Annotated in this window: 17 protein-coding genes and 1 pseudogene; 9 read left to right on the forward strand and 9 right to left on the reverse strand. The window is 60.4% G+C overall.

Translation table 11 applies throughout. The annotated features are described in order from the left end of the window. Nucleotides 1-282 precede the first annotated feature (282 nt). Nucleotides 283-1296, forward strand: coding sequence for a class I SAM-dependent methyltransferase (locus EFD56_RS28020; RefSeq protein ID WP_126906867.1), 1014 nt, complete (start codon nucleotides 283-285; stop codon nucleotides 1294-1296). Between the two features lie 97 nt (nucleotides 1297-1393). Beyond that, nucleotides 1394-1753 (forward strand): SMa0974 family conjugal transfer regulator, encoded by a 360-nt coding sequence (gene rctB, locus EFD56_RS28025; protein ID WP_097541711.1) that lies wholly within the window; start codon nucleotides 1394-1396, stop codon nucleotides 1751-1753. Between the two features lie 330 nt (nucleotides 1754-2083). On the opposite strand, the gene traA is transcribed toward rctB, so the two are convergent. Next, nucleotides 2084-6715 (reverse strand): Ti-type conjugative transfer relaxase TraA, encoded by a 4632-nt coding sequence (gene traA / locus EFD56_RS28030; RefSeq protein WP_126906868.1) that lies wholly within the window; start codon nucleotides 6713-6715, stop codon nucleotides 2084-2086. Between the two features lie 176 nt (nucleotides 6716-6891). On the opposite strand from traA, the gene EFD56_RS28035 reads away from it, so the two are divergent. From EFD56_RS28035 to traG, 3 genes are read left to right on the forward strand one after another with little or no spacing between them, the layout of a single operon-like run. Then, complete coding sequence (locus tag EFD56_RS28035; RefSeq protein ID WP_012490308.1) at nucleotides 6892-7179, forward strand: TraC family protein; 288 nt, start codon at nucleotides 6892-6894, stop codon at nucleotides 7177-7179. Further along, nucleotides 7169-7402 (forward strand): conjugal transfer protein TraD, encoded by a 234-nt coding sequence (locus EFD56_RS28040; protein WP_012490309.1) that lies wholly within the window; start codon nucleotides 7169-7171, stop codon nucleotides 7400-7402. Before EFD56_RS28035 ends, EFD56_RS28040 begins: the two co-directional genes overlap by 11 nt. Further along, nucleotides 7399-9318 carry a Ti-type conjugative transfer system protein TraG gene (gene traG / locus EFD56_RS28045; RefSeq protein ID WP_126906869.1) on the forward strand — a complete coding sequence of 640 codons (1920 nt, stop codon included), beginning with the start codon at nucleotides 7399-7401 and terminating at the stop codon, nucleotides 9316-9318. The genes EFD56_RS28040 and traG overlap by 4 nt, the downstream gene beginning before the upstream one ends. 42 nt (nucleotides 9319-9360) lie before the next feature. Here the strand turns inward: traG and EFD56_RS28050 are convergent, their stop codons facing one another. From EFD56_RS28050 to EFD56_RS28075, 6 genes are all read right to left on the reverse strand, one after another. Continuing rightward, nucleotides 9361-9771, reverse strand: a complete 411-nt coding sequence (locus EFD56_RS28050) for a hypothetical protein (protein ID WP_126906870.1) — start codon at nucleotides 9769-9771, stop codon at nucleotides 9361-9363. Then, complete coding sequence (locus tag EFD56_RS28055) at nucleotides 9771-10037, reverse strand: type II toxin-antitoxin system prevent-host-death family antitoxin (protein WP_126906877.1); 267 nt, start codon at nucleotides 10035-10037, stop codon at nucleotides 9771-9773. Before EFD56_RS28055 ends, EFD56_RS28050 begins: the two co-directional genes overlap by 1 nt. A gap of 171 nt (nucleotides 10038-10208) precedes the next feature. Continuing rightward, complete coding sequence (locus tag EFD56_RS28060; protein WP_126906871.1) at nucleotides 10209-10691, reverse strand: hypothetical protein; 483 nt, start codon at nucleotides 10689-10691, stop codon at nucleotides 10209-10211. A 334-nt stretch (nucleotides 10692-11025) separates the two neighbouring features. Then, nucleotides 11026-11193, reverse strand: coding sequence for a hypothetical protein (locus EFD56_RS32810; protein WP_016735266.1), 168 nt, complete (start codon nucleotides 11191-11193; stop codon nucleotides 11026-11028). Nucleotides 11194-11510: 317 nt separating this feature from the next. Continuing rightward, nucleotides 11511-11834, reverse strand: coding sequence for a DUF736 domain-containing protein (locus EFD56_RS28070; RefSeq protein ID WP_008530485.1), 324 nt, complete (start codon nucleotides 11832-11834; stop codon nucleotides 11511-11513). A 733-nt stretch (nucleotides 11835-12567) separates the two neighbouring features. Further along, nucleotides 12568-13509 (reverse strand): DUF2493 domain-containing protein, encoded by a 942-nt coding sequence (locus tag EFD56_RS28075; RefSeq protein ID WP_126906872.1) that lies wholly within the window; start codon nucleotides 13507-13509, stop codon nucleotides 12568-12570. On the opposite strand from EFD56_RS28075, the gene EFD56_RS28080 reads away from it, so the two are divergent. Next, nucleotides 13508-13690, forward strand: a complete 183-nt coding sequence (locus EFD56_RS28080; protein ID WP_016735269.1) for a hypothetical protein — start codon at nucleotides 13508-13510, stop codon at nucleotides 13688-13690. The two genes, EFD56_RS28075 and EFD56_RS28080, sit on opposite strands and share 2 nt — an antisense overlap. Before the next feature lie 132 nt (nucleotides 13691-13822). On the opposite strand, the gene EFD56_RS28085 is transcribed toward EFD56_RS28080, so the two are convergent. Then, the gene (locus EFD56_RS28085; protein ID WP_126906873.1) at nucleotides 13823-14860 is read right to left on the reverse strand and encodes a DUF7146 domain-containing protein; all 1038 of its coding nucleotides are present in this window, start codon (nucleotides 14858-14860) and stop codon (nucleotides 13823-13825) included. 362 nt (nucleotides 14861-15222) lie between these two features. Between EFD56_RS28085 and EFD56_RS28090 the strand changes: the two genes are divergently transcribed. The 3 genes from EFD56_RS28090 to EFD56_RS28105 all read left to right on the forward strand — a co-directional run bounded on the left by EFD56_RS28090 (nucleotide 15223) and on the right by EFD56_RS28105 (nucleotide 17914). Then, nucleotides 15223-16413 carry a DUF1173 domain-containing protein gene (locus tag EFD56_RS28090; protein ID WP_126906874.1) on the forward strand — a complete coding sequence of 397 codons (1191 nt, stop codon included), beginning with the start codon at nucleotides 15223-15225 and terminating at the stop codon, nucleotides 16411-16413. A gap of 440 nt (nucleotides 16414-16853) precedes the next feature. Next, nucleotides 16854-17447 (forward strand): DUF433 domain-containing protein, encoded by a 594-nt coding sequence (locus tag EFD56_RS28100; protein WP_126906875.1) that lies wholly within the window; start codon nucleotides 16854-16856, stop codon nucleotides 17445-17447. A gap of 14 nt (nucleotides 17448-17461) precedes the next feature. After that, nucleotides 17462-17914, forward strand: coding sequence for a PIN domain-containing protein (locus tag EFD56_RS28105; protein WP_016735273.1), 453 nt, complete (start codon nucleotides 17462-17464; stop codon nucleotides 17912-17914). An 18-nt stretch (nucleotides 17915-17932) separates the two neighbouring features. Here the strand turns inward: EFD56_RS28105 and EFD56_RS28110 are convergent. Then, nucleotides 17933-18189 (reverse strand): annotated as a pseudogene (locus EFD56_RS28110) (P-type DNA transfer ATPase VirB11); the annotation flags it as partial.

The following is an 18189-nucleotide window of genomic DNA, read 5'->3' on the forward strand; positions in this document are numbered from 1 at the left end:
TGAATAGCTGGAACGATCCCCACTCGGATGGCTGCCCCCTCAAAACAACGGCCTAGGCGCAAGCGTATCTCACCCCAGGTTGCCGATCCAACCTCCTTTAACTTCAGGTCGAATTTTGTGTCAATTTCATGAAGGCTGATCAAAAACGTGGATGCCGAAACCTGATGGTCGCGCTCATCTTACTGCCGAGCATCACCGCATAACAATCCAACATTCAGGATGCCCAATTTCGTCTTGATGGCGGGAAATCGCGATGGTGCGAAGGAAAGGGAGGTCTTTCGTATGCGGGAATTTGATGCCTTCATAGAGGAATGCGACCGCGCACCTCGCCTCAACGAGCTTTCGGAGTTCTTTTCGACCACCGCATCAGGTGAGGCCGGAACGCCGATCCATGCGCCTCAGCTCGACCACCGCTTCTTTCCGCCGGACCTAACGTTCCGACGCTTTTCGGCACTCCATCCGCTGCGCCAAGGCCCGTTCGATAAGCACTACCTGAGCAGCATACCCTACCGGTTCGAAGAAGAGTGCCGCCTGGGCAGTGCGATCCTTAAATATGCGCGCGCCAGAAAGGGGAGGCTCGATCTCTATACGTTAGGGACGGCCGAAGGGACGATGGCCCGCGTGATTGGCGAACTCGGCAATGGCAGGGTCGAAACATTATCCTGCAGCCCGAACGTCGAGAACCTGAGAAGCTTCTATGCCTATGGGGTTCCTCCTCACGCCATGTTTTTCCACGGGTCGTTTCATCATCTGACATCTCAAAAGATCCAAGATGACGGTGAGCTTCGCAAGTTTGCCGGCGGCTTCGATATCATCGTCGAGGATACGACGTTCCAGATGTATTCGCCAAATCGCTTCGATCAAATCCGTTTCGTATCACAGCATCTCAAAAAGAATGGGCTCTTCATGTTCGTCGAGAAGTTCAAGCATGATGACGACGAAGAGTATCGGCGGCGTGAGCGGCAAAAAGACCATGGCTTCAAGGCCCGTTTTTTCAGTGCGTCCGATATTCACGCAAAAGAAGACACGGTTCTGACGCGCATGAACCGAAGCGAAGTCAGTCTTGCGGAGATGAGCGAGACGCTGAGCCGTTTTTTCGAGCACTCATTCGTCACATGGAACAGCGGGAATTTCTATACGCTCGTGTCCAGTAACAGTCCCGAAAACCTCAACCTTTTTCTATCTAAGCTGTGCCCGACTGCGATACCAGCAGAATACGTTTATGTTGGTCTTCCTTATCGGCTTTATCCGGAATCGGAGGCAAGGCGGATGTCAGGGCGTTCTTGGACTCTTTAATGATCGCTCCCAGTCTTTGGCTTTGAGTGACAGGAGTTCTGGCCTCCGGACGCCAGAGTGACTTCACCGCGAATCGAGTCGCCTAGAAGGTGTTTCCATGCACAAATATGTCTCCGAAGCGTTTGTTCAGATCGCCCATGCAGGGAGGGTAGCGGAAAAGCTCTGCGCACTATCCACCGACTATTGCCGCTCGATCGACGTCAAGGGCGCCGACAAGGTTCTCGACTTTGACGATGCGCGTGCCATCCTGAGGCCGAGTGATGAAGGTCTGTACTTCCGAGTCGAAGCAGAGGACAGTATGACCTTCCATGGCATCAGAACGCTATTGCAAGGAAGCCTGTCGACCATCATGACGTTTCAGGATGAAACCGTCGAGTGGTATGCGGCGGACGGCGCGCCTTTTGGCGTACGACAACGACACCTCCAAGGCGGGGAGCGTCGAGCTGGCGAGAGATAACGGCCGCTTGGCCCCACCGGATTCCCCTTCGCATGTTCAACGAGAATGCCAACGGGTTGCATCGTGCAAGTCAGTTCGGTCGCTTTTTTTCGGCAACCAGTGCGATGGGTGTGAAGTAGCTGGCAAGCATGGTTTCTTCAGACCGGACGCGATCCGGGCTGCCCGTCTACAATGACGGCTGCAGCCTTACTTTCCTCGGGATCGATACGGCCTCTGCTGCAGGGCAAAGGCCCGCGATAACGCACTTACTTCATGCGCATCGTAGATTGTTCGACGCTACCCCTATTCGGCTCCTCGGTCCGGCCGAATCCTTGACGTCTTCGACGTTCTTCAAAGCTCGATACCGCGGCCGCGATTGAGAGTACGATTGCGCAGTTCCGAAACGATCTTCTCACTGCTTTCCCAGCGGACGGTCTGCTGCAGGACTTTCAGTTTCTCCTGCATCGCCGCGAATGCTGCACGCTGCGCCGGCGGCATACGGTTGAGGAGATCCTTTTCGCCGCGGACTATGGCACTACGGCCGAAGCGTTCGTCGAGCGCCCGGCTGACCGCGTCGAACTCTCGGTGAATGCTAGGATCGAGAGACCCAGCCGCTGCATTCCGCGTGCGACCGTTGTTCTTCGCCTCGGTAGTCAGGCGCATGAGCACTCCTTCGGCGGCCTTCGACAGGCCGGGGATGGCGACCGCCATGCGCCGCCGCTCCTCGGCGATCGCCTGGCGTTCGGCATCGAGGATGTTGGCATAGGCCGAACCGAGCGACCGCAGGCGAGCGGCGGCTTCAGGTACGGCCTGCACCGCGTCCTTCCGCTCTCGACCGGACGCCAGCATCCGGTCCATCAGTCGACCGGAGCCGCGTAACGCGCCATAGGCAGCCGGGTCGTTGGTCACCGCAGCAGCGATACGATCGGCAGCAAAGCCTTTTTCGATCACACTTTCGATGTTGTCGACCGTTGCTGCCGGATCGCGCCAGATCATTCGTGCCACCTCGGCCAGCGCGGCGCGCTGCTGGCGATAAAGAGGAGCGGCGATAGCTCGCGATCGCGCCTCATCGTCGACCGACGTCTTGAACTCGGTTACGGCGGCAAGCATGGGCAGCATTGTGACATTCTCCTTCCCTTGCTCCGTGCCGGCAACGGCACTGGCCGCCGCGGTGACCTTCGATCGATCCCGACGTTCGGCAAGATGCTGTTCCTCGGCAAAGCGCTTCACGGCTTCGAACAGCCGCGTCAGCTCCTCGCGCCGCCCGGCCGATAGATCTTCCGGCATGCGCTCGACCATGTTGCGTACGGCCATCCCATCCGCCTTCGCGGTGAAGGCGCTCCAACCGAAGCGGGCGGTCAGTGCTTCGCTGACTGCCTTGACTTCCTGCACGACCGAGCGATCCTCGGCGGCAAGCGCAAAAGCCGTCTTGTAGGCATCGTCACCGCCCTGGGTGCGCACCGCCTCGATCTCGAGAAGGCGCGTCATGGCAGCCTCGGAAAGCGCCGGAACCGACAAGGACATGGATGCGCGCCGTGTCTGCTCTCGCAGTTCGAACCGTTCGGCGTTCCTGCGGAACTCGGTCGCATGGCCGCGAGCCAGGGGAAGCAGTTCCGCCAAGGCTGCCATGGCGACATCGCGTTCTTCCCGCGCCGCCCGTCCGTCGACGATGAGATCGGACCCATGCAGCCGGCCGAGCAGATCGGGTGCTACGGCGAGATCATCGGCGAGCTTGCGCGGTTCGGTGCCGGTATCCGAAGCGAGCGCATTCAGCCTGACCAATGCGGCATCCGGATCACGATAGGTCGTCTCCAGCAGCGGCCGCAAGATCGCCTCCCGCTCCTTCCAGGCCGGCGACGAAAGCTGCGCCAGCCTCGCATCCTCATCGAGGCTCCTACGGAAATCCGTCGCCGGCGGCATGAGATATCGCTCTTCGCTGGAAATCGCACCGATCATCGTTTCACTCCGATCTTCATTGTAGGCAACGCGCCGTTCCCGCTCGATGGCAAACCCGAGCGCCACGCTCGCCCTCTCCCAGAGCTTCGCAATCTGCCCTCGCTTTGCAGCAATCCAGGCCAGCCGTCGCGAGACGCCCTCCTCCATTTCGGCGGCGGCGAGCGAAAGATGATCAAGCCCGCGACGCCGGGCGAAGTCGTCAGCATGCGCGCGATAGCCCACCTCGCTCTCGAAATCGAGCGTCGTCGTCTTGGCGCCGGAGCGCGCCAAGCGCTCGACGAGCCGGGCGAACACATCCGGCCGATGACTTTCCCGCTCGATGCGCTCCTGGCGCGCTTCGGCGGTTTCTATCTGTTTGGCCCTCCAGACGTTACGGTCGACTTCCCTCTCGTCGTAACGCTTCTGACCTGTCGCCTCGTCGACAACAGCAATCTGGACCTTGACCCGCTCGACACCATCCTTGCGCAGCGTGATGGTGTCGCCTTCGGAGATGCCTGCCTCCTCAAGCGCCTTCGGCAGGCTCACGCCCCAAAGCCGATGGACAGTTCCGTCGCCCGTCCTGATATCGGCATAGGGGTTGTCATCGGCATCCTCGTCGTCACGCCGGAATTTTGCCTCTCCGGTCTCGACAAGCTCGCCGGTGACACCGGCGGCGTGATCGGCACGCAATCGCCGTCCCCATTCCGACCTAGCCGCAAAATCCTCCTTCGCCGCATAGAGATCGGCGCGGTCGCGATGCCTCGTCATCGACACATAAGTCAGATGCCGGTCCATCATGCCGGTGGCGAGCACGAAGGTGCGGTCGACAGTGGCGCCTTGAGACTTGTGGATCGTTGCGGCATAACCGTGATCGACATTGCGATAGCTGTCCTCGCTGAACACGACATTGCGGCCGTTGTCGAGCAGAACCGACAGCAGTGGATCGCCGCGTTTGTCGCCGGTCGCGACGACCGTGCCGAGCATGCCGTTCTTCACGTATTGCGGCCCGGAGTGCCTGGCCTGCGGCTCGAGGAAGCGAGCATTCTCCAGGAAGATGATTCGGTCGCCCACGGCGAACTCCCGCGCCCCGCGAGCGGTCTGAAAAGTGCGGCTGTCGGAAAGCGCTTGCTCCGCCTTCATGACCTCCCGCAGCGCCTCGTTCAGACGTTTGACGTCGGCGTTGGTGTGGGCGAGCACGAGCAGTTCGTCGCCGCGAAGATGGCCATCCCGGCCCTCAGAGGTCGATCGATCGATTGCCTGCTTTCGTGCTTCTGTCCAATCGACCACGATCCGTTTGATTGCTTCCTCACGTGTCCCTGCCTCGACCAGATGGCCCTGCTGGGCATAGGCATCGAGGCCTCTCTCGACCTCGCCGCGGGCAAACAGGCGAGAGGCATCGCGCGCCCATTCCTGACGCTGGCGGCGCACACCGGCGAGCTCGGCAAAACCGATGCGTTCGGTGATCGCCCGGAAGGCAGCACCCGCCTGGATCGGCTGCAGCTGCATCGCGTCGCCGACGAGAACGACCTTTATCTCAGCCTCTTCGGCAATCTTCAGCACACGGGCCATCTGCTGCGACGACACCATGCCGGCCTCGTCAATGACCAACACATCACCGCGATGGAGCGTCTCGCGCCCATTTGCCCAGGTGAGTTCCCAGGAGGCAAGCGTGCGCGACTTGATGCCGGAACTGTCTTCCAGCCCTTCCGCCGCCTTGCCCGCAAGCGCAGCTCCGATCACCCGGCGCCCCTCGCTTTCCCAGGCAAGACGCGCCGCGGCAAGCAGGGTTGATTTGCCGGCGCCGGCCAAGCCGACAACAGCGGCAATACCGCTATCACCGGTGACATGACGGATGGCATCGACCTGCTCCGCATCGAGCCGGAAGAGATTTTTGGGATCGTCGCTTTCGATGCGCTCGATGGCGGCGGCGACATGCTTGCGTGAGACGGCATAGCCGCTGCGATTTGACAACCTCCGGGCCGAATCCGCCATGTAATATTCGATGCGCAGCATGTCGCGCGTCGTGAACAAGGCCGGTTCTGAGACCTTGCCCGTGTCTGCGTCCATCTCCTGCGGCTTCAGCATGATCAGCTCATCCGACGCCATCAGCCGGGCGCGAATATTGGCGAAGTCGGCGGGATCGTCGACATAGCGGTGTAGCGCCTTGGCAATATCCTTCTCGTCGAAGGTCGAGCGCTCATTGCCAAGCCGCGTCAACAGCAGCTCGGGCTCTGCCAGCAGCCGGTCGGCCATCTCCTGTCGCCGGGCGAGATCGGCCGGCGCGAAGAAGAGCTCCCTGCCCTTGCGCGCCAGCGCCGCCTTCTCCGGCCCGAGGTGCTTTTGCGCGATGCCGTCGAGGCCCTGCTCCGCATAGGAGCGACCGTCGAGGCGGATCTCATGACCGGCCAGCGCCAGATGCCGATTGGCCGTCTCCGCCCAGGCGACCTTCCACGCCTTCATCGTTTCCTTGTCGCCCGCCCAGACCTTATAGACGATCCTGCCGTTCGGCCGGTCGGGCGTGACGACACGCAGCGGCTTGCCGTCCTCGCCCAGAACAGCAACTTTCTTCGGCCCGAATCCTTCCTCCGTCAGCGGCCGCAGCGTCGTCATCAGATGGATGTGCGGGTTGCCGTCCTTGTCGTGATAGACCCAGTCGGCGATCATCCCTTTCGAGGTGAGATTGCCACTCACGAATTCGCGAACCAGCGCAATGTTCTCTGCCCGCGTCAGCTCTTCCGGCAGTGCGATAATCAGTTCGCGGGCGAGCTGCGCGTCCGCCCGCTTCTCAAAGGCGTCGACCGCGTTCCACAGCGCCTCGCTTGCCTTGGCGATCGAGCGGCCGTCCATCGCCATCTTCAGCCAGGCCGGGATTTGATCCGGCAGAGCCAGTTCCTCATGCATCAGCTCGGAGGCCCCGCCCCGATAGCTGAAGGAGGTACCGGCCTGTTCGTCCATCATCCGGGCGCGATGGCGATAGGCGGCGGCCGAGACGATGCTGCGTCCCGCGCCTCTGCTGATCACCTGCGCTCTGACGAACATGATCGCCACTGACGTCTCCAGACTCGTCCAGGCACGTCGCGACAGCGACGTATATTGCGCCCTCGAACCGATCGGCCTGACAAGGCCGATGCCGTCTTTCCCGTTGCAACGTAACTCACTTTACTATCGTATTCTAGTTAGTATAATCGCATGACTCGATTATCTGAACCGGAAAGGAACCAGGAATGGCGATCAAATCATCAATTTCCGATCTCGATGCGCAAATCGAGAAGCTGCGCGAACGCAAACGTCTGTTGATAGTTAAATCGGCCGAGCGTTTTGCCCGCGCCGCGACGAAATCCGGCTTGGCAGAGATGGAGATCGCCGATGAGGAGGTCGACCGGATCATCGAGGAGATCGCCGCGCGATTTCGCAAAGGGGAAAAGAAAGGGGGTGCTGGCCCCGCTCCTCAAACGCGCCGACCGGCAGATAGCAGCGCTGGAGCGCAGGGCCAGGTTCCACATGACGGCTGAACGCAAACGCGACACACGCGAGAAAATCCTGCTCGGCGGGATCGTCATCAAAGCCGGACTGTCGAAGGCGGATCGGGCGTTCCTGCTTGGCGGACTCATCGAACTGGCGCGACTGATGCCGGGCTCGCCCGAGCATCGGCGCCTCAGCCATATCGGCGAAGACGCTTTCAAAATCACTTCGTTGAACGGCATTCCGTCGCGTATCGAGGAGGTGGCTGAATGATAGCGAGAGGGAAGCCGCATCCGAGCCTGCTGTTCGTTTTCGCGCCTGTCGTGGTCACGGCAATTGCAGTCTACATTGCAGGCTGGCGTTGGCCTGGGCTCGCCGCCGGCATGCCGGGAAGGATGGAATACTGGTTCCTGCGAGCCGCACCTGTGCCGGCGCTGCTGTTCGGGCCGCTCGCCGGGCTACTGACCGTCTGGGCCTTGCCGCTGCATCGGCGAAGGCCGGTCGCGATGACAAGCCTTCTGTGTTATCTGGGCGTCTCCGCCTCCTATGCCATGCGCGAATTCGCGCGGCTTGGACCTTCGGTGCAAACCGGGGTCATCACATGGGATCGAGCGCTATCCTATCTTGATATGGTCGCAGTCCTCGGCGCTGTCGCGGGATTCCTGGCAGTGGCGGTATCGGCCCGCATCTCCGTCGTCGTGCCGGATGAGATCAACCGCGCCCGGCGCGGAACGTTCGGGGACGCCGACTGGCTGTCCATGGCAGCGGCCGCAAAACTGTTTCCGCCCGATGGGGAGATCGTCGTCGGCGAGCGCTATCGGGTCGACAAGGAAATTGTTCATCAGCTCCCCTTCGATGCAAACGATCGCGGCACATGGGGACAGGGCGGCAAGGCGCCGCTGCTGACATACAAGCAGGACTTCGATTCCACGCACATGCTGTTTTTCGCGGGATCGGGCGGATACAAGACGACCAGCAACGTTGTGCCGACGGCGCTCAGATATACCGGGCCCCTGATTTGCCTCGATCCCTCCACCGAGGTGGCGCCCATGGTCGTCGAGCACCGCACCCATGCGCTCGGGCGCGAGGTGATGGTGCTCGACCCCACAAACCCGATCATGGGCTTCAACGTGCTTGACGGGATAGAGACGTCGCGCCAAAAGGAAGAGGATATTGTCGGCATCGCGCATATGCTGCTATCGGAGAGCGTGCGCTTCGAAAGCTCGACCGGCTCCTATTTCCAGAGTCAGGCGCACAATCTGCTGACGGGGCTGCTTGCTCATGTGATGCTGTCGCCGGAATATGCCGGCCGGCGGAATCTGCGAAGCTTGAGGGAGATCGTCTCGGAGCCGGAGCCCTCGGTGCTCACCATGCTGCGCGACATTCAGGAGAACTCGCAATCGGACTTCATCCGCGAAACTCTGGGTGTCTTCACCAACATGACCGAGCAGACCTTCAGCGGCGTCTATTCCACCGCATCGAAGGATACGCAGTGGCTGTCGCTCGACAGTTATGCCGCGCTTGTCTGCGGCAATGCCTTCAAACCGAGCGATATCGTCAGCGGTCGAAAAGACGTCTTCCTGAATATCCGGGCTTCTATCTTGCGCTCCTATCCGGGGATCGGTCGAGTCATCATCGGGTCGCTGATCAACGCCATGATGCAGGCCGACGGCGCTTTCCGGCGCCGGGCATTGTTCATGCTCGATGAGGTCGATCTGCTCGGCTACATGCGCGTGCTGGAGGAAGCGCGCGATCGCGGGCGCAAATATGGGGTATCGATGATGTTGATGTACCAGTCGGTCGGCCAGCTGGAACGACACTTCGGCAAAGATGGGGCGACGTCGTGGATCGAGGGCTGCGCTTTCGCGAGCTATGCGGCGGTCAAGGCGCTCGACACCGCCCGCACCGTCTCGGCCCAATGTGGCGAGATGACCGTCGAGGTAAAAGGCAGTTCACGCAATCTCGGCTGGAACAGCCGGAACGGCGGCACGCGGAAATCGGAGAGCGTCAGTTTCCAACGCCGGCCGCTGATCATGCCGCATGAAATCACCCAGTCGATGCGCAAGGACGAGCAGGTCATTATCGTGCAGGGCCATAGTCCGATCCGCTGCGGACGCGCGATCTATTTCCGGCGCAAGGAGATGGATGGGGTTGCCAAGGCGAACCGCTTCGTCAAACCAGTGCCTTGACAGCTGGAGGGGCCGACCGGCAGTGAGGCTTGCGAACCAGGATTAGCGGAAGCGGCTGACTTCCCTGACCGGCTTGCGGCGGCTGATGAATTCTCGCAGCAGCGGCAGGAAGAAGGCCTTGTTGAATCGACCAAGCGGCGGCTCGGGCTCAAGATGGAATGAATTAGCGAGAATGTCGGTATCGAACTCATCGAAGATGATCCAAAGCCTGCGATCGGCATCGAGGCCGGCGCGGCGCTTTTCGATCGCCGGCACTTCCGCGGCAAACCGCGACGCCTCCGGCTGCTTGGTGGTGATAGGGAAAAAGAGAACCAGGTCACCGTCCGGTCGCGGCATTCTGACGCCCACGGCGATCGGCCGACCGACCCTTCCGTCTCTCCACGCCCCAGCCTCGCTCGCCCACGGATAGGGATAGCGAATGACGCTGGCAGTCGCGATCAGCGCGTAGTGCATCAGCGGCCTGCTTCGTCTTCGCCGGCACAGGCCTCGACAGCGTTTTCAAACTCGGCGAAGAGTTCATCGGGCATCGTTTCGATAGTCCCGGCGGTGCGCCGATCAGACCGCTTCATCAGCCGCTCGTAGTCTTCGATATTGAGGAGGACGAGACGAGGCTTGTTGCGTTGGGTGATGGTTACAGGATGGCGCAGGGCCTCTGCGATGATATCGCCGGATTTGCGCGAGAGATCGCTGGTTGAATAGGAACCGATTGGTTTGGGCATAGGCGCCCTCCTTGTTGCTATCGCGTTACCATATGCAGCATTTTCAACAATGCTGTCGCTTCCGCATTTTGGATGCAGTGGATTCGGCTGGAAGAGAATTCCCGTCTGCATTCTCGCTCTGCCGCTGTGCTTGATAGGCGGCTGCCACCGCCTCCCGCAGCTGACTTGTCTTCATCGCCAAGGTTGAACGGCACGCGCCGCAATAACAGGGATACCTGTTGTCAGCGTGATATCCTTGATGATCGGCGCCAGCGAGCCCAACTCCTCCTCGGTCAGTGCGACCAGTTTCGGACAGGCGATATCGAGGCCACTGCAATCCGCCGCCAAGGCGTTGATCCAGTCGCCGCCATTGATGCGGTATTCATGGGTGTCGCAATCGATTTCGAGCGCGTCCAACAGATTGATGGTGAAGCCCCCGAAAATCTCCGTCTCACCCTCCAACTGATATGCTGCGAACTCGTGATTATCTGCAAGAAGGCTGCGCTCCAATGCCATGATGATCCGGATCCGCTCGATTGCCGCCTCGAGTCCTTCAGCCAGGCGATCATGAAGCTCTCGCGAGAATTCGCTGTCGCAGCCGAAGCGATTTGCCAGGACGACGAGCCGGAAGCCGGCAAGCTTGGTGTAGAGCATGAGGTTCTGATCGGTTGTCATGATGTGATCTCCTTCGTTAATGACGGAGATCGGCCACTCTGTTGCAAAGAGGGGTCAGGGACCGCGGGACGCGGCTTGCAAGCGGGGGAACCGATTTTTTCGGGAGGCGAAGGGCAACGCAGCGGCGGAAAAATTGGGGGAGACCGCGCCGTCCTTGACGCCGGATTTGCTGGAGTAAATTAGGACGTCACAGAGAGAAGAGACCCGCGGGCCCGCAGGGGACGCGACCGTATCCGGCGTGAGCCGGCGGGAGTGTCGAGGGATGAAATCCCTGGCAGCCTGGCGGCCGGTCGATCCGGGCCGCCGGGCTCGTGAATGCGGCAAGAAGCCTCCGTCAGAACGGAGGCTCGGCGTCGATGCGGCCGTCCTGTTCGGCCCAGATCACTTCGCGTTCGGCCAGCGCCAGTTCGAGTTCGTTCTCGATCTGGCGGCGCTCGGCAGGATCGGCGTTCCGCAACTCGGCGCTGAGCAGTTCGATGATTTCGTCGATGCAAGTGGTCATTGTCGTCTCCTTGACGATGTGAAAGGCGACGCCCGCGGTCGTGGCGGGATGGAGGGGTCAAGGATTGCGGACGCAACCGGCGGAGCCGGCGAGTGGGGGAGCCGATTTTGTTGCAGCGGAGGGAACCGAAGCGGAGGCAAAATTGGGGGAACCGCTCGTCCTTGAGGCCTTCATGCCGCCATGGCACCCTCGGACGAACTGAGCAGACCTTCCCCATCTCGTATGGCACCAGAAAAGCCGGCAGCGGGCTCGTTTCCCGTTGCCGGCTTGATTTTCCGGGGAGGGGCCAGCCCCGGTGAAGGGGCTGGCCGGTCGCATCAGGCCGGGCTGTTCCAGAGGATGACTTTCTTGCCGGGGTCACCGCCGGGGGCCTGGGCCACGTTGCCGAAGATCACGCCGATCTCGGGCGCTTCCAGTTTCACTGAAAGGTATTCTTCACCCGTCTGGCGAGCGATCCGGTTCCACGCCGCGCCGATTTCGAAGCCGGTCTTGCGGTGGATGATGCGGTAGTCGGGGGCTTCCTCGCTCGTCTTGCTGGCATTCGGGACGATAGCGATCGGGGCGTTGACCCTGATGGTCGCAAAGATGCCTTCGAGGCTGCCGTCGGTCTTGGCGGTAAGGGTTGCGATCGTGGTGGCCATGGTATGTCTCCTTCGGTTGCTCGGGACCATTCCCGATGGCGCCCGAAGAAGGGGCCGAGCCGCAGGCGTCACCGAAGCGCAAGCGTAGGGGAACCCCTTGCGGGTTGACGTTGATGGCGGCCGGGCCATTAGAAAGGCGACTAAGAGAACGGGAATGGTCCTGAACCGCGACCGTTGGGAAACAGCTATCCGTGGCTATCCGATCGGATCCGATGCCAGGAACCTCTGCCCCGTGATATCTGGCGCGATGCCAATGATATGCCTCCGCCTGTCTCCACCGATCTGGCGTGCGCAGGATCGCCAACTGCCCCCAGTGCCACCCCTTCTGTCGACGATCGCTGCCGGCGCGGGCGTGGTCGAAGGACAGCCAAGCCGCAAGATGGATCACCGATGTGAATCGATCCGCCATAACCGATTCAGGAAACTCGTTGGACGGCGAACTCCTGAACTCGCATGATCCGCTCATGGATGCACAAGCCGACATTACCCTGTCGTTGAACTTTCCCATCTCCGGAAAGCGACTGAGTCCTTGCCGAAGCCGCATGATGTCATCAGCAAATTGTTGAGCTGCTCTGGGACTTCCCGATTTAAGATATTTTGCTTCGCGCTTTACATATTCTCGTGCCTTAGGAGAGAGGGTGACTTTCAAGCAGCCGTTTCGGCAACCAGTGACCGAGGCGCTACCGCATTGCTGACGACGAGTTTATTGCCGATCTCCGTGACCTAACGGCGCTCACGCGCCGTCTCCGATCGCCTGCCAGACCGGGATGCCGAGCCGACGCGCCTTGTCAACCAGATTGCCAGTGATTCCGGAACCCGGGAAGATGATGACGCCGGCCGGCATGACCGACAGCATGTCGTCGTTGCGGCGGAATGGGGCAGCCTTGGCGTGCTTCGTCCAGTTCGGTTTGAAGGCGATCTGCGTCACGTTGCGGGCCTCGGCCCAGCAGGCGGCAATGCGCTCGGCGCCTTTCGGAGATGCGCCGTGCAGGAGGACCATATCGGGATGCTTGGCATGGGCTTGATCGAGCCTTGCCCAGATCCGTTCATGGTCGTTGTAGTCCATACCGCCGGAGAAGGCGATCTTGGTGCCGGCCGGGATCAGGACCTCGGTTTCGGCACGTCGGCGGGCGGAGAGGAAATCTCTGGAGTCGATCATCGCCGCCGTCATGTTGGCGTGCCTTACTTTGGATCCGGTGCGCGGGCGCCAGGACGAACCGGTCTGGACTTCGAACAATTCGGCCGAAAAGTCGCGCATGAATTCGAACGCGTTGCGCCGCTCCAAGAGCGTGATGCCCTCGGCGACGTGACGCTCCAGTTCGACACTTTTCACCTCCGAACCATCCTGCTCGCGCTGGCCGGTCCGTTGCGCCTCTTCATTGCGGTCGAGCTCGCGCTGGATGCGCTCGCCAGCGCGGTGGAAGAGATTGGGGATTGACCAGAGCAGGTCCTCAAGATCGGGTTCGAGCCGCGTATCGCCAAGCATTTCGAAGAGGGCGTCAAAGATCGCAGTGAGCGCCGACTGGACGACCGGCTCCTCGGGCAGTGGCCGCGGATCGGGTTCGTCCTGGAAGGGACGGTGGCCATGAAGCTGCATCTCGTAGATGACGCGGTCCGTGGGGGAAGAAGCGTGGTGGGGTTCGACGCGGTCTTCGCGAAATGAGGAAAGGTCCATGATGATCTCCATACGATATGGCCGCGCCTCTCGCGGCCTGACGGCGATCCTGTTCACGTGGGAGACGGGCCGGAACCGCAAGCGCAGCGCCGCGGCCCAGCGTCAGCGCCGGGCGGCGGAAGGAGGGTTTCTTGCCCGCGAGGAGCGCCGCCCAGCCGGCGCGGGGAAGAAACCTGACTGACCCGCTGAAGGCCCGACGCCCGCGTGGTAAGGGTCGCATTTTCTGGCAGGCTCGCGGGCGCGCTTATCGAATCGGAAAACATCGCGGACCAGCCTCCTAATTCGGCGACCGGTCCACCGTCTTCCTTGGGAATCATCGCGCCGGTAGAAACGCAACCACATCCTCAGGCGCCAGCTGTTCCCGCAGCCGCGCTGCCAGCCGGTCAGGGCCCAGCCAGCGCAGATCCTCGTTGAAGTCGCCGAGCTCGGGGGCAAGCACGAGCGACGGGACCCCGAGTGCCTGCGCCCGTCGACTCAATCCCCCTACCGCGTGCCAACCGGCTGCGTCATCGTCGCCTGCGACATAGAGGCGCCGACATCCGACCGGGAGCCGGAAGGCGGCAAGATGATTGGCTGTCAGCGCTGCTGCCATCGGCATGCCTGGCATGACAGCGAGAAGCGACAGCATGGTTTCGAGGCCTTCGCCCGCCGCCATGACAGGTACTGGAGCCGAGTTTGGAAATCGAAAGCGCACGGCATTGCCAAGAAGTCCGCCGAGAGCACGACGGGGATCCTCGACCTTGGCCTTGCCGTCGCCATCAGGGTCCAGCCAGGTGCGATGCACGCCGGTGATCGCGCCGCCTGGATCGGTCACGGCGGCAACCAGCGCTGGATAGCTTGTCGCCCGGCCGTTCACCAGGTCACGATAGTAGCAGGCAGGATGGAAGCGAAGCGCCGTATGGTCGGATGCCCGCACAATCCCGCGCTTGCGCAGGTAGACGTCAGCAAGCGTGCCCGCCAGCGGCTGCGTCATGCGAAATAGACGCCTCGCGCGTTCGGCCGCCGGTCGATCGACGGATGCCTGGCCAGCGGTATCGCCCCTTTGGGGCGCTGGTTCAGGTTGCGAAAGCCCGAGGAAATGCCTTGCCTCCTCGGCTATGTCGCGGAAATCCACGAGCTGGCAGGTCTCCCGCACGAGATCGAGAAGGTCGCCGTACTGTCCGGTCGCCGCGTCCGTCCACCGGCCGGCGCGCGGGCCGGTCAATTGGACATAAAGCGATCGGCCCTTGTTGTTTTCGACATCGCCGACGATCCAATAATTGCCCGCACGACGGCCAGCTGAGAGATAATGACGGCAGACCGCTTCTGCGTCTTGCGCAAGACGGCTTGCCAATTCCGAAGCGTATAACATGGATCGCCTCCGTCACGAACGGTTGGTGATATCGATCAGCCGATGGCGCTGAATCAGGCGCGCAAGGATCGCCGCGCCTTTCTTGCCCATCGCAGTCGGGGAAAAGATCACGCTCATGGGAAAACCTATCGAGAGCGCGGAAAGGACCGGCCTGCGCCGGCGCTCTCCAATCCTGCCAGGCCAACCCCTTCCGGCCCCTCTCTCCCTCTATTGCCGTACCAATGGCCGACGACCTGAAGGGCCGCCGGCAAGCTGCGGCATGATGGAATACTAACTAATTTGCACTAGTATAACTGACCGGCCTCGTGCTACGCCTTCCTACCCGGCTTGATCAGCCTTCCGCCAGGCAAGCGAGGAACGATGTGCGACAGTTTCTGATCGGCAGCCAGACGATCGGTGAGAGTTCGCCCGAGTTTCAGGCGCAGCTCGAACGCGCCTACGAACAGAAGCTCAGGCCGCTTTGCCGGTGTCAGGAAACACCGGTGCCGATGTATATTGCCCGGGTGGATGGCCAGTTCCTGATAAAGCGCATGCCGCTCTCGGGGCGCGACCATGATGCCGGGTGTTCATCTTACGATCCCCCCTACGAGCTTTCCGGTCTCGGCCCATTGATCGGCAATGCCATCCAAATCGACGCAGCGACCGGCGCAGCAATGTTGAAGCTCGACTTCTCTCTGTCCAAACGAGGGAACCGATCGGTTTCGAAACCGTCGTCCGAGCCATCGGACACGGTGCGCAGCACTACCAAGAAGCTTTCCATCAAGGCGATGCTCCACTATCTCTGGGAGACAGCGGAGCTGACTGAATGGACGTCGATATGGGCCGGTAGACGCGGCTGGGGTCGCGTCCGCAGCAGTCTATTGAACGCAGCGAGACAGATGATCGTTCGCGGCGGCCCGCTGAGCGACATTCTTTTTATCCCGGAAGTATTTCACCTGGAGGATAAAGAAGGGATTTCCACAAGGCGCGCTGCGATGTTGGCCGGTGCCCAGACAACTGGACCCGGTCCGCGAAAATTGATGATGATCGTCGCGGAAGTGAAGGAGTTTTCGCAGGCCCGCGACGGCCACAAAATCATGGTACGCCATCTACCTTTCCCATTCATGATCGACGAGAGCGCGTGGCGGCGGTTAAACTCCCAGTATGAAACCGACCTGGAACTGTGGCGATCCAACGAGGAGTCCCATCTCATCGCCATCGCCACGTTCGGCATTTCGGGCGTTGGGATCGCGACCATCGAAGAAGTCGCGATGATGGTGGTAAACGAGAATTGGATCCCGTTCGAAAACGTCCAGGAGCAGCGACTGCTGGAGCGGCTCTCCGGGTTGAAGCGCAGGAGTGTTAAAGGATTGCGCTTTGATCTTTCACGCGCTCAGCCGATCGCCTCCGTGACATTGCCGCAGGCACAGCCTGCGCCTGTCGCTATGTTCATCGTTCCGACGAATGCCGATGAAGACTTTGAGGTTGCCTTGAATGAGATGATCGCCGCACGAGCCGAAATGACGCCCTGGATCTGGCGTGTCGCGGATGGCGAAATGCCGCGGCTCCCATGATTCCAACATCAGCTCCGACTAGTCGGGATGGAGGAAGTCGCGACAGAACAGAACACTTCATGGGAGCGGGGTGGAATCGATTCCGCCTGGTTCTTCGATAAGAATGTTGGCTCTGAGAAGCAGCTCCAGTTATCGGCATGGAGGCTGGCGGGGTGGTTACCCGACACGGAAGAACATGATGTCATTCCCGCAAAACAAAGGCAGTTGCCCCGGCTGAGGTCGAGCGCCTGTCACGTCTGCGGGCCGCACCGCCAATCGTTAGGGCGCGCCAAGTATCCTTGTCTGCAGATCGGCTTGCTCCTCTTGCGCGCTTTCGATCGGAGCTCGTACAGTTAGCATCAAACCGAGCTCATCTGTGTTTAGGACGGCAGCTTGACCTGAACAGCCATGGACAATTATATTAATTCATCTCCAAAGGGAGTTGAATTAGGATTATCGACATGAGCGGTACGGAATATACGGTTACGGAAGCGAGTTTCCTGGTCGATCGCTCTCCTAGGGACGTTCAAAACGCAGTCGACAAGAAGGTCGTCAAATCCACCGTGGTTAAAGCCGGACCGCGGGCTCAACGCCTTCTCGGAAGAGCTGAGCTGCGGTTTCTAACGATGGACCGCGAGATCGGTGAAGCGCTGTCAGGTGTAGGCAAACGTCGTCTTTACGAGGAACTATCAAGGCTTCCGGAGACGGCCACGACGGCTCGATTCGGCGCACTTGTCGTCGATCTTCGAAAGAGCGACGCGAAGCTCAAGAAGAGATTGAGGCTGCTCGAAACGATCAAGGGGTCTATCAAGATGAGGGAGGGAGAACCTTTCATCAAAGGAACCGATATTCCTGCTTATCAGGTGGCTGCCTTATATCCGGCCGCTTCAATAGAGGAGATCCTGGAGGATTTCCCATCGCTCAAACGTGGCCAAGTTGAACATGCAATCGACTTCGCGCGGGCATATCCTAAGAAGGGACGCCCTTATCCTTCGACCTCCCTGAAACGCGGAATTTCCAACCTTATTAAAGGCGGTGTCTTTGATGATGGTTAAGACAAGACCTCAGAGTGCTTAAATATTTGCTCGACGAGTCCGTCATCCGCTCAATGGACACGCACAACAACGTCGTCAAGTGGAAGAGATCCGTCAACGATAGCGAGCTGGCTATATGCGTTTTCACGCTGTTCGAGAAACGGAAGGGCGCCGAGGCGCAGTTGAAAAGGGACCCGAAAAAAGCTCAGGCTAAATTGGACGCAATAGCCGAGTTCGAACACACCTTCGGCCTCGATCGCATTCTGAGCCTCGATGCAGCGGCAACGAAGGAATGGGCTTCCTTTGTCGGCGCAAGAGAAAAGCATGTGATGGATGCCGGTATCGCTGCAGTCGCCAAAACGCATGGACTGATAATTGTCACGCGCAACCTGAATGATTTCGCCGACTTTCGGGTACCATGTCTCGACCCGTTCAGAGATCCACCGCTTTTGGTGGAGTATGACAACAAGCCTGCGAAGAGCAAATGACGGGACGAATGTTACGGATCATTCGGCATCTCGATAGTAGATCTCGCTTACCCGAAAGCGGCCATCAATCCGCTTGCATTGAACAATGATATCGACAGCAATCGTCAGCATCTCGCGGATGTCGTGCCGCTCGAGGTCCCCGCCGCCTTCCGACTCCTTGACCAGCAATGTCAGTTGCTCGAAGGCAAGCCGGGTGGAATCGGCGTGAACCGTCGTGATCGAGCCCGGATGGCCGGAGTTGATGTTGCGAATGTAGTAGAAAGCCGTGCCGTCTC

The organism is Rhizobium phaseoli, from assembly GCF_003985125.1.
Taxonomy (GTDB): domain Bacteria; phylum Pseudomonadota; class Alphaproteobacteria; order Rhizobiales; family Rhizobiaceae; genus Rhizobium; species Rhizobium phaseoli.